The following is a 13,698-nucleotide window of genomic DNA, read 5'->3' on the forward strand; positions in this document are numbered from 1 at the left end:
CGATCCGGGGAAATGATCACGAACCGCGCGGACGGTTAACCCATCAGTAGGAACGTCGGGTAACCCGCGTCACGGCCTCCGGACCGCCCCGTCCCAGCCTCGGACGAGAAAGGGAGATCATGGGAAACGGGAGGATGAGGACCTTGGCACCCCGCGACGAATGGTCGGTCGGCTGCCGGGATCTGGCAGGCAGGCGCAGGGACGTGACGGTGTTCGTGAGCGCCGACAAGATCGTGCTCGTGGCACCGCCCGGAGAGGCCGCCGTACTCGGGCCGCTGGACGTGGGGCGCCTGCGCGCCGCGCTCCGCGACGCCGTGGTCGCGGTGGCCGAACATCCGGACCACCACGAATGACAACTACCGTTCCTACTTCTGAGTAGGTAGAGTCGGCTCCGTTCGGAAGGAGCAGGCCATGACCACCTACTTCGTGACGGGCGCGACGGGTTTTCTGGGCAAACGCCTGGTCGCGCACCTACTGCGGCGTCCTGGGACCGCAGCCGTCCACGTTCTCGTGAGGGAGACCTCGCGCGGGAAGCTCCCGAGCCACGAGAAGCTCGTTCCCGTCACCGGCGATCTGACCGAACCCCTGCTGGGCGTCGATCCGGCGAAAACGGGGCCCTTCGACCACGTCGTGCATCTCGGCGCGATCTACGACCTCACCGCGGACGAAGCGGCCAACCGCGCCGCCAACGTCGAGGGCACCCGCAACGTCCTGGAGTTCGCCGCCGCCGCGAACGCCGGGCTCTTCCACCACGTCTCCTCGATCGCGGTCGCGGGACAGTACGCCGGACGTTTCACCGAAGCCGACTTCGACCTCGGCCAGAGCTTCGCGTCGCCGTATCACGCGACGAAGTTCGAGGCCGAGAAACTCGTGCGGCGGCACGGGAAGACGCCGTTCCGCGTGTACCGGCCGTCCGCCGTCGCCGGCGATTCGCGCACCGGTGAGATGGACAAGATCGACGGCCCGTACTACTTCCTCCCGGCGATCTCGCGCCTCGCCGCGCTGCCCCGCCGTCTTCCTTTGGCCGCCCCGGATCTCGGCGCCACGAACATCGTGCCGGTCGACTACGTCGTCGAAGCGATCGAGCACCTCATGCACGTCGACGCGCCCAGTGGCAGCACGTATCACCTCGCGTCGCCCCGGCCCCAGCCACTGCACGAGGTCTACAACGCCTTCGCGCGGGCCGCGGGCGCGCCGAAGATCTCCGCCGTCCTCCCGTCACGCCCTTCCGGAGCGCTGAAGCGCGCCGGGACCCGCTTGGCGAAGTCCGCGGCGGCCGGATTCGACCGCGTTCCGGGCGGACGTTCGGCGCGCGCGGCGGTACTGAAGGAACTCGGCATCCCGCTCGAAGTCCTGCCCCATCTGAGCATGGAGGTCGACTTCGACACGAGCGCGACCGCCGCCGCCCTCGAAGGCAGCGGGATCACCTTGCCGCCGTTGGAGGAGTACGCCGGTCCGCTCTACCGGTACTGGCTGGCGCATCTGGACCCCGATCGCGGCCGCCGCCGTCCGGGACCGGAACCGCTCGCCGGCCGCAAGGTGCTGATCACCGGCGCCTCGTCGGGTATCGGGCGCGCGTCCGCGCTGGCCGTCGCCGCGAAGGGCGGCGAGGTGATCCTCGTGGCCAGGCGGGCCGACGAACTCGAAGAGGTCCGCGAACAGATCGTCGCGGCGGGCGGGAAGGCGTCCGCGTACCCGTGCGACCTCACCGACGGCGACGCGGTCGACGCTCTCGTCAAGGACGTACTCGCCGCGCACGGCGCCGTCGACATGCTGGTCAACAACGCGGGCCGCTCGATCCGGCGGTCGCTTTCGCTGTCCACCGAACGGTTCCACGACTTCGAGCGCACGATGGCGATCAACTACTTCGGCCCCGTGCGGCTGACCCTCGGCCTGCTGCCGTCGATGACCGCACGCGGGTTCGGGCACGTCGTCAACGTGACCACGCAAGGACTGCAGACCGACACACCGCGGTTTTCCGCTTACCTGGCCTCGAAGGCCGCACTGGAGGAGTTCGGGCTGACCGCCGGCCGGGAAACGCTTTCCGACGGCGTCACCTTCACCTCGGTCCGGATGCCGCTGGTGCGCACCGACATGATCGCGCCGACCGGGTCCTATCGCGGGATGCCGTCGAGTTCTCCCGAACGCGCGGCCGCCCTCGTGGTGAAGGCGCTCGAGAAACGACCGGAAATCCTGAACCTGCCCGAAGGCACGGCCGCCGAATTGGTGACACTGGTCGCACCCAGGACGGCGCGGTTCTTCGCCCACCTCGTCTACCGCGCGATGCCCGAGTCGGCTCCGGAAACCCGTGGCCTGCCCCGGAAGGCCCCGCTGGCCTCCGTGGCGGGCGCGGTCACGAGGCTGGTCTGGCGCCGCCGCCCCTGACGTCCGCCGCCGGGCTCGATCGGGGGACGCCCCAGGCCGCTACCATCGGTTTCCGATACGCCGGGGTCGGCGGGCACGAGCCGAGGCAGGGACGACCGGGAAGGGGCAGTGTGGACGTCGCCAGTCCCCCGCTGTCGACCGGACCGGACGCGACAGTGGTACGTCCGTCCAGGACAGTCCTGCGACTTTCCCTCCACGCGGCCTGGATCCTCGCGCTCGCCGTCCTCACCGAACTCCGGGTGGGGCGCTTCGGTTTCCATCCGTCGGACCAGGGTTTCATCCTGGCCCAGGCGTGGCGGGTGCTGCACGGCGAGGTCCCGCACTCCGACATCATCTCCGCCCGCCCGCTCGGTTCGGCGTACCTGCACATCGTCGACTTCGTCCTGCCGGGTCCGCTGTTCTTCGTCTCCAGCGTGCTCAGCATGCTGGAGATCATCCTGGCGACCATCGCGTTCACCGTGCTGGTCACCCGCCGCCGGGTCCGGGACTGGGGGCCGGGCCTCACCGGGCTGACGGCGGCCGCGTCGCTGCTGAACCTCAACGCGTTCCCGTTGATGGCCTGGCACACGATCGACGGGATCTTCCTGACCGCCTGCGGTGCCTGGGCACTCGATCGCGGACTGCGTGAGGGCAAGGCGTGGCCCCGACGGCTCGGCCTGGTACTGCTGGGCACCGCGGTCTTCGTCAAGCAGAGTTTCGCGCCGGTACCGCTGATCGCGCTGTTCTGGTTGCTGCTGCACCCTTCGACGCGGGACGGCGCGTTCCGCACCGGCCGCTGGTGGGGGCGCCTGGCCTGGGATCTGCTGGCGCTCGGCGCCTTTCTGGTCCTCTACCTCGGAATCGTCCTGGTCGACGGCGGCCTCGGCGCGATGGCCGAGCAGCTCACCGGTGGCGTGCCCGCGTACGGCGAACGACTTCTCGGGCTGTGGCTGGAAAATCCCGAGACCCTGATGCGGCCGCCGGTGCGGGGATTGCCCCTCTTCGCGATCGCGGGGGTGCTTCTGGCGCTGCTCGGGATCTTCCGTGACCGCGCCGGAAGGGCCGGAGCGATCGTCGCGCGGCTGCTCCTCCTGGCCGGGGTCGCGGTAGTGGTCGGCACCGTCGTGGATGGACACTTCACCGGCGCGTCGCGCTGGGCGGACGTCCTCTGGTGGATCCTCGGGGTCGCGCTGCTGGTGAACTGGGCGGCGACGCGGCGGTTCCCGCGCATGGGCGCGCTGGTCTTCGCGACCGGCTTCATGACCAGCCTGTCCTGGGGGAACGACACCCCGACGTTGTTCACCGGAACGCTGGCGCTGACGGCGATCCTGCTGCTGGCGGACGCGCTGCCGCCGCTGCCCGCGCCGTCCCGCCGGATCGGCCTGGCCGGGGCGACGGCGATGGGCCTGGTCGCCGTGCTGGCGTCGGGCTGGGCGGTGATCGCGCATCACGACGAAGCCGCGTATCTCGACATGGCGCACGAGAAGCTGACCAAGGACCTGGGCACGGTGACGCCGTCGATGCGCGGGATCCGGACGAACCCGGGCACCTTCGCCTACATAGCCCAGATCCAGGACTGCGTCACCCGGTTCCCGGCGGGGCGCACGGCGGTCCTGCCCGACAACCCGTTCGCCTACCCCGCCTTCGGCCTGCGCAACCCGTTCCCGCTGGAATGGCCGCTGCCGCTGGAGATCGTCGCCGACGCTCCACAACGGATGCTCGCGACCGCCGACGAGCTCAACCGCGACGGCGACTACCTGGTGCTGTTCCAGACCGTGAGCATGCCGACCCTGACCAAGGGCGGCCCGGTACCCGCCGAGGTCGCGGGTGACGCGCCGATCTTCGACTACCTCGGGATGGAGAACGCGCTGCGGACGCGGCTCACCGGGCAGACCGTCACCTGCGGCAGCTTCATCGGCAAGTGGGTCCCCCGCCCCTGACGCGTTTCGTCCTCTGGATGCGGTGGTTGCGCACGCAAGTACCGCATCCAGAGGACGAAACGCGAGGTCAGTCGACGCCGGCGTCCTCGGGGCGTCCGGCGGCGAGTCCGGCGAGGACGTCCAGCGCGGCCGCCAGCGTGTCGAGCGGCGGCGACGACACCGCGAGCCGCACCGCGTTCGGCGCGTGGCCCGGGACGACCGCGAACGCGGCCGCCGGGGTGACCGCGATCCCGCGCCGCGCGGCCGCCGCGACGAAAGTCTCGGCACGCCAGTGCTCGGGAAGTTCCCACCAGCAGTGATAAGCGCACGGATCCGCGCGCAGCGTGAACCCGGCCAGCCTGGCCGCCATCAGCCGCTGACGTTCGGCGGCGTCGAGCCGTTTGGCCCGTTCGACGGTTTCCAGGGTGCCGCCGGTGATCCACCGCGTGGCCGCCTCGAGGGCGAACCGCGGCGCGACCCAGCCGCCCGAGCGCACCGCCGCGGCCAGCCGCTCCGCCCATTCCGCCGGGACGGCGAGGAACCCGGTGGTCAGCCCGGGGGCGAGCCGTTTGGACATACTGTCGGTGAACACCGTGCGTTCCGGCGCGTACGTCGCGAACGGCGCGACCTCGGGCCGGAGGAAGGTGTAGATGCCGTCCTCGATCACCGGGATGTCCATCCGGCGCACGGTTTCCGCCAGCGCGGCCCGCCGCCCTTCGTCCATTGTGGACCCGAGCGGGTTGTGCAACGTCGGCTGGACGTAGAGCGCGCGGACGGGCGCGGCGGCGTGCGCGGCTTCCAGCGCCTCGGGGACGAGCCCCGCGTCGTCGGTCTCGATGGGCACCAACTGGACGCCGAGCCGTCCGGCGAGCGCTTTGACCACGGGATAGGTGATGGCCTCGACGGCGAGCCGTTCCCCCATCGGCACGAAGGCGGCGATAGCGGCGGCGATGGCCTCGCGGCCGCTTCCGGCGAAGAGGATCTCGGGCCGCCACCCGTCCTTCGCGAACAATCCGGCGGCGGCGTCACGGGCCTGCTTCGAGCCGGTGACGCTTCCTGGCCGCAGCGCCGCGGTGAGGACGTCGTCACGCAGGAGCGGCTCCAGTGCCTTCCCGACCAGCGCGGATTGTTCCGGGAGGACGGCGAAGTTGAGTTCGAGGTCGATCGTCGCGCCACCCGGTTCGGCGAGCGCGGTCTCCAGTGGCGGCTTCGCCGCGCGGACGAACGTGCCGCGGCCGACCTCGCCGACCACGACTCCCCTCCGCACGAGTTCGCCGTACACCCGGGCGGCTGTCGAGTTGGCGATTCCGCGTTCGCGGGCGAACCGGCGCTGCGGGGGCAGGCGGTCGCCCGGACGAAGCCTGCCGGCCTCGACGTCGGCGGAGATCTCGTCCGCGACTATCCGGTAGTCCTCCACGCCTCATGATGTCATCGGAGGGGGATGTGAGCCGACTGCGACCTACGGAACACCACAAAGACCGGCGCCTAGGTTAGCCTAACCTGCGTGGAGACCGTGGATACCCTCACCGAGCAGAGCACGACGTCCCGCCTGCACGCGGACGCGCTGACGCTCGCCTACGACGGCAGGACCGTGGCCGAAGACCTCGGGGTGGTCATCCCCGACCGGTCGTTCACCGTCATCGTCGGCCCGAACGCCTGCGGGAAGACGACGCTGCTGCGCGCGCTCGCGCGGATGCTCAAACCCCGCCGGGGTTCGGTGTTCCTCGACGGCCAGGTGATCAGCTCCTTCCCCGCCAAGGAGGTCGCGCGGCGGCTCGGCCTGCTGCCGCAGAGTTCGGTCGCACCCGACGGCATCACCGTCGCCGACCTCGTCGCGCGCGGCCGGTACCCGCATCAGCGCCTGCTGCGCCAGTGGTCCCGCGAGGACGCCACCGTGGTCACGGAGTCCATGCGCGCCACCGGCGTCGACGATCTCGCCGAGCGGCTGGTCGACGAGCTGTCGGGCGGCCAGCGGCAGCGTGTGTGGATGGCGATGGCGCTCGCGCAGGAGACCGACCTCCTGCTGCTCGACGAGCCGACGACCTATCTGGACATCGCGCATCAGATGGACATCCTCGACCTGTGCGCGCAACTGCATCAGGAGCAGGGCCGCACCCTGGTCGCGGTGCTGCACGACCTCAACCACGCGGCCCGCTACGCGACGCACATGATCGCGATGCGCGACGGGGAGGTCCTGGCGACAGGCGCCCCCGAAGAGGTCGTGACCGCCGACAACGTCGAGAAGATCTTCGAGTTGCCCTGCCGGGTCATGCCGTGCCCGGAAACCGGGACCCCGCTGGTGATCCCGAAGGCCGGGCGCCGCGCCGCCTGAGCGTCCGGGAGTAGGTTGGCGGCGGAGGTGCCATGTCACAGCAACTGTGGTCCGAAGTGGACGAATACCTGTCCGGAGTGCTCGTCCCGTCCGACCCCGCCCTCGAAGCCGCGCTGAGGGCCTCGGACGAGGCCGGGCTGCCCTCGATCGCCGTCGCACCGAACCAGGGGAAGCTGCTCAACCTGCTGGCCAGGATGATCGGCGCGCACTCGATCCTGGAGATCGGCACGCTCGGCGGCTACAGCACGATCTGGCTCGCGCGCGCCCTGCCGCCGCAAGGCAGGCTCGTCACCCTCGAGTTCGATCCGAAGCACGCCGCCGTCGCCCGCGCCAACATCGACGCGGCCGGGCTCGGCGGGCTGGTCGACGTCCGCGTCGGGAAGGCGCTGGACCTGCTGCCGTCGGTCGACGGCCCGATCGACCTGGCGTTCATCGACGCCGACAAGGTCAACAACCCGGCCTACTTCGAAGCGTCGCTGAAACTCGTCCGGCCCGGTGGCGTGATCGTGGTCGACAACGTCGTCCGCGGCGGCGCGGTGGCCAACGCCGCCAGCGACGACCCGAACGTCCAGGGGATCCGGCGGCTGCACGAGCTGATCTCCGCCGAGCCGCGCGTCGACGCGACGGCGTTCCAGACCGTCGGCACGAAGGGCTACGACGGGCTGACCATCGCGCTCGTGAAGTCCTGACACGGCACTCTGCCAGGCCGGCTCGTGAGTGGTAATGACGGTTCTAACCGTCATTACCACTCACGAGCCATCCGGTCACCGGGTCGGCAGTCCTTGGTGGAAGTCGCCCATGAAGCGCCGCCACATCTCGGCCGGGATCGTCTTGCCGGTCAGCTTCTCCCCGGCGGCGTCGCGCATCCGGCGCGGCTCGTCGGAACCGACCCAGACCGCCGTCGAAAGCCGCGGCGTGTAGCCGACCGCCCAGCCGCCGGCGTTGTCCCCGGTTTCGTTGAACTCGAAGTCACCGGTCTTCAGCGCCGCCGGACGGTCCTTGAGCCCGGTGGTCAGCACACGGCTGATCGTGCCCGCGATCCGGCGGCTCAGCTCTTCGTCGTCGTCGAACGCGGGTGCCTGGTCCGAAGGCCGCTCCCACACGATTTCGCCGTGCTCGTCCCGGATCTTCGACACCAGATGCGGGGTGGCGCGGACTCCCTCCGCGGCGAACGTCGCGTAGGCGCCTGCCATGTCGCTGGGCCGTAAGGGATACCGGCCGACCGCGATCCCCGGACCGATCAGGAACCCGTCCTTCTCGCGCAAGGTCACCCCGCCGTCGACGGTCTCCGGGATGCCCGCCGCCCGGGCGCCGTTCCGGACCGCTTCGGCGCCGAGACGCTTCGCCAGGTCGACGAACGGCCCTTGGGCGTCCCGTCCGAGCGCTTCGCGCAGCGTGCACTTCCCGGCCTCACCGCACTGGTCCTGGAACTTGAAGGTCTCGCCGAGGAAGTCGACCTCGGACGGCGGTTTCAGCGGTTCGTCCACGTTGACGCCCTGCTTGAGTCCGGCGGCGAGGGTGAAGGGATGGAACGCCGAGCCGGTGCCGTACGGGGTGCCGGCGTAGTCGTGCACGCTCCAGCCGCCGCCGTTGTAGGCGCGGATGGCGCCGGTCCCCGGCTCGACGGCGACCAGCGAAGCCCGGAAATGCTCCGGCTGCCCCTGCAACCGCTCTTTGACCACCTTCTCGGCCGCGGCCTGGGCACGCGGATCGATGGTCGTCTCGACCTTCATCGCGCCGCCGCGGAGCCGGTCCAGCGGGAAGCCCACCTGCTCCAGTTCGGCGAGGACCTGCTGCTTGATGTGGTACTTCTCGTAGCTGACGCGGCCGGCGCGGGTTTCCGACGGCGCCTGGATCGCGTCCTCCGGATAGGTCATCGTGACCGCTTCGGCCTGGCTGAGATAGCCCCGCGCGACCAGCTTGTTCATCACGTAGGACCAGCGCTTCATCGCGTGCTCGTGGGTCGAGGCGTACGGGTCGTGCACCGAAGGCGACTGGATCATCCCGGCGAGGAAGGCGGCCTCGCTCCACGTCATCGAGTTGTCGAGGTTGCGGCCGAAGTAGGCGTTCATCGCCGACGCCGGGCCGTAGGTGCCGCGGCCGAACGAGATGATGTTGATGTAGCTCTCGAAGATCTCCTTCTTGGTCTGCTGCTGGGTGATCTTCGTGGCGAGCACCAGTTCGGAGAACTTGCGGGTGAGGGTGGCGTCCTCGTTGCCGGTGGACTTCTTGATGTACTGCTGGGTGATCCCCGAACCGCCGCCGACGCCGGTCACCAGCGCCCGGCCGAGACCGGTGAGGTCGAAGCCCTCGTTGTCCCAGAAGGTCGGGTCCTCGGTCGCGACGATCGCGTCGCGCAGTTTCGGCGGGATCGCGTCGTAGGGCACGAACAGCCGGTCGCCGCCCGGCGGGACGACCTTGAGCAGTTCGGAACCGTCCGCGTTCTGCAGGACGACGGTCTTGTCGAGGCCGGCGAGCACCTCCTGCGGGCTTCGGACGTCGAGCAGGACGTACGCGATCCCGAACGCGACCACCGGGATGCCGATCAGGAGGCCGAACGTCCAGGCGGCGATCCTGCGCCACCTGCGCTTCTTCCTCTCCGGCGGCGGGGTGGCCGTGGTTTCCGACTCGGGTGCGGTTTCGTCATCCGGGTTTTCCACGTCGGCTAAGACGGCCGAACGAGGGAAAAGGTTGTGGGAAAATCACCGGAAAGAGTGAAGAGGACCACTCCGGTTGTCGACTTGAAGAATTCTTCATTTGATAGTCTGACTGTATCGGCAAGTCGCATGAAGGGATCCCGCGTGCCCGTTCCCCTGTACCAGGCGAAAGCGGAGTTCTTCCGCATGCTGGGTCATCCCGTCCGGATCCGCGTGCTCGAACTGCTGGCGGAGGGGCCGAAGGCGGTGCGTGAGCTGCTCACCGAAATCGAGGTCGAAGCCTCCAACCTGTCGCAACAGCTGGCCGTCCTGCGCCGCTCGGGGATCGTCACCTCGGCACGGGAAGGATCGACGGTGGTGTACTCGCTCGCGGGCGGAGACGTCGCCGAGTTGCTGCGTGCGGCCCGGCGCATCCTCACCGAGTTACTGGCCGACCAGAACGTCCTGCTGGCCCAGCTACGCGACGCCGAGTGACGCCGTGTCGCAACCGAGATCTTCGAACCTGAGAGCGCTGCTGCCCGGCCGCGACGATCTGCGCACTCTCGCCCGGGCTCCCCGGCGCGACCTCATGGCGGGCCTGACCGTCGCGATCGTCGCGCTCCCGCTGGCATTGGGCTTCGGCATCTCGTCGGGACTCGGGGCCGCGGCCGGACTCGTCACCGCGATCGTCGCGGGCTCGCTGGCCGCGGTGTTCGGCGGCTCCAACCTCCAGGTGTCCGGGCCGACCGGGGCGATGACCGTGGTCCTGGTGCCGATCGTGGCCACCTACGGGACGGGCGGGGTGCTGACGGTGGGCCTGCTCGCCGGCGTGCTGCTGCTTCTGCTCGCCGTCGCCAGGGCGGGCCGGTACATGCGCTACGTGCCGATCCCCGTGGTCGAAGGCTTCACCCTGGGCATCGCCGGGGTGATCGCGCTGCAGCAGATCCCCGCCGCGCTCGGTGTCGCCACCCCGGACGGCGAAAAGGTCGCCGTCGTCGCGGCGAAGGCCGTGGCCGGCTTCGCGGCGCACCCCTCCTGGCAGTCCATTTCGATCACCCTCGGTGTCGCCGCCCTCATGCTGCTCGGCGCGCGATGGCGGCCGTCGATCCCGTTCTCGCTGGTGGCGGTGGCCCTCGCGACGCTGGCGAGCCATTTCGCGCAGTTGCCGGTGGCCCGCATCGGCGCCCTGCCCAGCGGTCTCCCCGCGCCGTCGCTCAGCTTCCTGGATCTGTCCGCTTTGGGCGCGCTGCTGCCGTCCGCGATCGCGGTCGCGGCGCTGGCCGCGCTGGAAAGTCTTCTTTCGGCCACGGTCGCCGACGCGATGAGCGTCAACGAACGGCACGACCCGGACCGGGAACTGTTCGGGCAGGGCCTGGCGAATCTGGTCACCCCGCTGTTCGGCGGGGTACCCGCCACCGCGGCGATCGCGCGCACCGCCGTCAACGTCCGGGCGGGGGCGAGGTCGCGCCTCGCCGCGCTCACGCACGCGCTGGTGCTGGCGGTGATCGTCTTCGCGGCGGCACCGCTGGTGGCCGAGATCCCGATCGCCGCGCTCGCCGGGGTGCTGCTGGCCACCGCCGTCCGCATGGTCGAGGCCGGTTCGGTCCGCGCGTTGCTCCGCTCCACCCGCCGCGACGCGCTGGTCCTCGTGCTCACCGCGGCCGCCACGCTGGCGCTGGACCTGGTCACCGCGGTGATCCTCGGCCTCGTCGTGGCCGGGGCACTGGCCTTGCGCGCGATCTCGAAGGCGGCGCGGGTCGAAGAGGTCCCGCTCGACCACGCCGACCACGTGGCCGAGGAACGGGCGCTGCTGGACGAGCACATCGTCGCCTTCAGGCTCGACGGCCCGCTGGTCTTCGCCGCGGCTCACCAGTTCCTGCTGGAGCTGTCCGAGGTGGCCGACGTCCGCGTGGTCATCCTCCGGATGTCGCGTGTCTCGGCCATCGACGCCACCGGCGCCCTCGTCCTGCGGGACGCCGTCGAACGCCTCGAACATCGCGGCATCACGGTCCTGGTGTCGGGCATCAAGCCAGGCCACGAAAAGGTACTCGACGAACTCGGCGTCGCGGACCGGCTTCGCGCCGAGGGTCGGGTCTTCCCCGACACTCCGCATGCCATCGAGTTCGCGCACGCCCTGCTGACGTCACCGTCAAGCGAGGAAGGCGCGAAGCAGTGAAGCGGTGCCTTCGACGTGTTCGGTCATCGCCCGGCGGGCCGCCTCGGGGTCCCCGGCGAGGATCGCGTCGACGATGGCCTCATGCTGGGCGTTGGAGTGCTCGAGGTTCGGTTCGAGCAGCGGGATCATGTCCAGCAGCTGGTTGACCCGCATCCGCGCGTCGGCCATCGCCGTGGTCAGCGAGCCGGACGCGGTGACCTCGGCGATCGCCAGGTGCAGCCGCGAATCCTTGCGCCGGTAGTCACCGAGGTCGGCCGCGGCGGCCTCGGCGAGCGTGCTGGTCAGATGCTGCCGGTCGGCCGGGGTGAGGGAACGCGACGCCGCCATCTCGGCGGCGCCGGTCTCCAGGACGTGCCGCAGCCCGAGCGCGTCTTCCAGGGTGGCGTTGTCGACCTTCCGCCCCTCGGCGGCGGGCGGATCGGGCAGGGCGTCGTTGACGAACGTGCCGCCGTAACGCCCGCGGCGCGACTCGACGTACCCGGCGTCGGCCAGGGCGCGGATCGCCTCACGCAACGTCACCCGGCTGACCCCGAGCCGCTCGGCGAGTTCCCGCTCCGAAGGCAGCCGCTCCCCCGCGCCCACCACTCCGAGCCGGATCGCCTGGAGCAGCCTTTCGACGGTCTCCTCGAAGGCGTTGCCCGCGCGCACCGGGCGGAACAGCGCGTCACCCGCGTTCACGACCGTGCTCGACTCCACCCTTCGAAGGGACTCCACCCTTCGAGTTTAGGCCGCCCGCGTTTCGTCCTCTGGATGCGGTAGTTGCACACGCATGGACCGCATCCAGAGGACGAAATGCGAGGCGTCAGCACTCGATGACGTTGACGGCCAGGCCGCCGCGTGCGGTCTCCTTGTACTTCACGCTCATGTCGGCCCCGGTCTCGCGCATGGTCTTGATCGCCTTGTCCAGCGTCACGACGTGCGAACCGTCGCCGCGCATCGCCATCCGCGCGGCGTGGATCGCCTTCGACGCGCCGACGGCGTTGCGCTCGATGCACGGGATCTGCACCAGCCCGCCGACCGGGTCGCAGGTCAGCCCCAGGTGGTGCTCGACGCCGATCTCGGCGGCGTTCTCCACCTGCGCGGGCGAGCCGCCGAGGACCTCGGTGAGCCCGGCGGCGGCCATGGCGCTGGCCGAACCGACCTCGCCCTGACAGCCGACTTCGGCGCCCGAGATCGAGCCCGTCTGCTTGAGGATCGAGCCGATCGCGCCCGCGGTGAGCATGAACGTCACGATGCCGTCGTCCGAAGACCCGCGGATGAACCGCTGGTAGTAGTGCAGGACGGCGGGGATGATCCCGGCGGCGCCGTTGGTCGGCGCGGTGACGACGCGGCCGCCCGCGGCGTTCTCCTCGTTGACCGCCAGCGCGTACAGGCTCACCCAGTCCATCGCGTACAGCGGATCGCCGACGCCGTCTTCGGCGAGCAGCTTCTCGTGCAACGCCTTCGCCCGGCGCGGCACCTTCAGCCCGCCTGGCAGGACGCCTTCGTGTTCGCACCCGTTGCGCACGCATTCCACCATGACCTGCCAGATCTCCAGCAGGCCTTCGCGGACCTCCTCGCGCGTGCGCCATGAAAGCTCGTTGCGCAGCATGATCTCGCTGATCGGCAGCCCGGTGTCCGCGCAGTGCTTCAGCAGGTCCGCACCGGTGCGGAACGGGAACTCCAGACGCGTCGAGTCCTCGACGACGACGGTGTCGGTCTCGTAGGACTCGTCGCGGACGAACCCGCCGCCGACTGAGTAGTAGGTGCGCTCGCGCAGCACCTTCCCGTCGGCGTCGAACGCGCGGAAGATCATCCCGTTCGGATGCGCGGGCAACGACTTCCGCCGGTGCATGGTCAGGTCGGTGTCCTCGGTGAACACGATCTCGTGCTCACCACGCACCTTCAACCGGCAGGATTCGCGGATCTCCGCGATCTTGCCGGGCACCGTGTCGGTGTCGATCTCCTCCGGACGCTCCCCGGACAGCCCGAGCAGCACGGCCTTGTCGCTGCCGTGCCCGAACCCGGTCGCGCCGAGCGAACCGAAAAGCTCGCTCTGGACACGTGTCGTGGCGGCGAGGTCCCCGTCGGCGGCCAGACCGTCCACAAAGGTCAGTGCCGCCCGCATCGGGCCCACCGTATGGGAGCTGGAGGGGCCGATACCGATCGAAAACAGGTCGAAGACGCTGATCGCCATTGATCCGCCCTCCTTCCTATCTGGCCAGCAAGGAGCTGGCTTCCTGAGCGGCTGGTCCTTCGGCGGCGAGGTGCGCCAGGTTCTCCGACAGCGCT

11 protein-coding genes are annotated in these 13,698 nt (G+C 70.1%); 7 read left to right on the forward strand and 4 right to left on the reverse strand.

Annotated elements, in window-relative coordinates; all coding sequences use genetic code 11:
• Positions 1 to 134: 134 nt before the first annotated feature.
• The 3 genes from L324_RS02190 to L324_RS02200 all read left to right on the forward strand — a co-directional run bounded on the left by L324_RS02190 (position 135) and on the right by L324_RS02200 (position 4,304).
• Positions 135 to 353 (forward strand): hypothetical protein, encoded by a 219-nt coding sequence (locus L324_RS02190; RefSeq protein WP_037303652.1) that lies wholly within the window; start codon positions 135 to 137, stop codon positions 351 to 353.
• A gap of 58 nt (positions 354 to 411) precedes the next feature.
• Positions 412 to 2,385, forward strand: a complete 1,974-nt coding sequence (locus L324_RS02195) for an SDR family oxidoreductase (RefSeq protein ID WP_037303653.1) — start codon at positions 412 to 414, stop codon at positions 2,383 to 2,385.
• Positions 2,386 to 2,495: 110 nt separating this feature from the next.
• On the forward strand, positions 2,496 to 4,304 hold the full coding sequence (locus tag L324_RS02200; RefSeq protein WP_037303655.1) for a hypothetical protein: 1,809 nt from the start codon (positions 2,496 to 2,498) through the stop codon (positions 4,302 to 4,304).
• Between the two features lie 67 nt (positions 4,305 to 4,371).
• Here the strand turns inward: L324_RS02200 and L324_RS02205 are convergent, their stop codons facing one another.
• Positions 4,372 to 5,700 carry an aminotransferase-like domain-containing protein gene (locus L324_RS02205; RefSeq protein ID WP_037303656.1) on the reverse strand — a complete coding sequence of 443 codons (1,329 nt, stop codon included), beginning with the start codon at positions 5,698 to 5,700 and terminating at the stop codon, positions 4,372 to 4,374.
• Positions 5,701 to 5,787: 87 nt separating this feature from the next.
• Here L324_RS02205 and L324_RS02210 point away from each other — a divergent pair, with 87 nt between their 5' ends.
• Both L324_RS02210 and L324_RS02215 read left to right on the forward strand, forming a co-directional pair.
• Complete coding sequence (locus tag L324_RS02210; protein ID WP_037303657.1) at positions 5,788 to 6,615, forward strand: ABC transporter ATP-binding protein; 828 nt, start codon at positions 5,788 to 5,790, stop codon at positions 6,613 to 6,615.
• A 32-nt stretch (positions 6,616 to 6,647) separates the two neighbouring features.
• A complete protein-coding gene (locus L324_RS02215) occupies positions 6,648 to 7,304 on the forward strand; it encodes an O-methyltransferase (RefSeq protein WP_037303658.1) in 657 nt (218 codons plus the stop codon).
• A 75-nt stretch (positions 7,305 to 7,379) separates the two neighbouring features.
• Here L324_RS02215 and L324_RS02220 read toward each other — a convergent pair whose 3' ends face one another.
• On the reverse strand, positions 7,380 to 9,275 hold the full coding sequence (locus L324_RS02220; RefSeq protein WP_037303659.1) for a transglycosylase domain-containing protein: 1,896 nt from the start codon (positions 9,273 to 9,275) through the stop codon (positions 7,380 to 7,382).
• 141 nt (positions 9,276 to 9,416) lie between these two features.
• On the opposite strand from L324_RS02220, the gene L324_RS02225 reads away from it, so the two are divergent.
• Together L324_RS02225 and L324_RS02230 are read left to right on the forward strand one after the other, a co-directional pair.
• Positions 9,417 to 9,746, forward strand: a complete 330-nt coding sequence (locus L324_RS02225) for an ArsR/SmtB family transcription factor (RefSeq protein WP_037303660.1) — start codon at positions 9,417 to 9,419, stop codon at positions 9,744 to 9,746.
• Between the two features lie 4 nt (positions 9,747 to 9,750).
• On the forward strand, positions 9,751 to 11,427 hold the full coding sequence (locus tag L324_RS02230) for a SulP family inorganic anion transporter (protein WP_037303661.1): 1,677 nt from the start codon (positions 9,751 to 9,753) through the stop codon (positions 11,425 to 11,427).
• Here the strand turns inward: L324_RS02230 and L324_RS02235 are convergent.
• Together L324_RS02235 and L324_RS02240 are read right to left on the reverse strand one after the other, a co-directional pair.
• Positions 11,401 to 12,123 carry a FadR/GntR family transcriptional regulator gene (locus tag L324_RS02235; protein ID WP_037303662.1) on the reverse strand — a complete coding sequence of 241 codons (723 nt, stop codon included), beginning with the start codon at positions 12,121 to 12,123 and terminating at the stop codon, positions 11,401 to 11,403. The genes L324_RS02230 and L324_RS02235 overlap by 27 nt on opposite strands.
• 106 nt (positions 12,124 to 12,229) lie before the next feature.
• Positions 12,230 to 13,603 carry an L-serine ammonia-lyase gene (locus L324_RS02240; protein WP_037303663.1) on the reverse strand — a complete coding sequence of 458 codons (1,374 nt, stop codon included), beginning with the start codon at positions 13,601 to 13,603 and terminating at the stop codon, positions 12,230 to 12,232.
• Positions 13,604 to 13,698 lie beyond the last annotated feature (95 nt).

This window comes from Amycolatopsis orientalis DSM 40040 = KCTC 9412 (assembly GCF_000478275.1).
GTDB lineage: Bacteria > Actinomycetota > Actinomycetes > Mycobacteriales > Pseudonocardiaceae > Amycolatopsis > Amycolatopsis orientalis.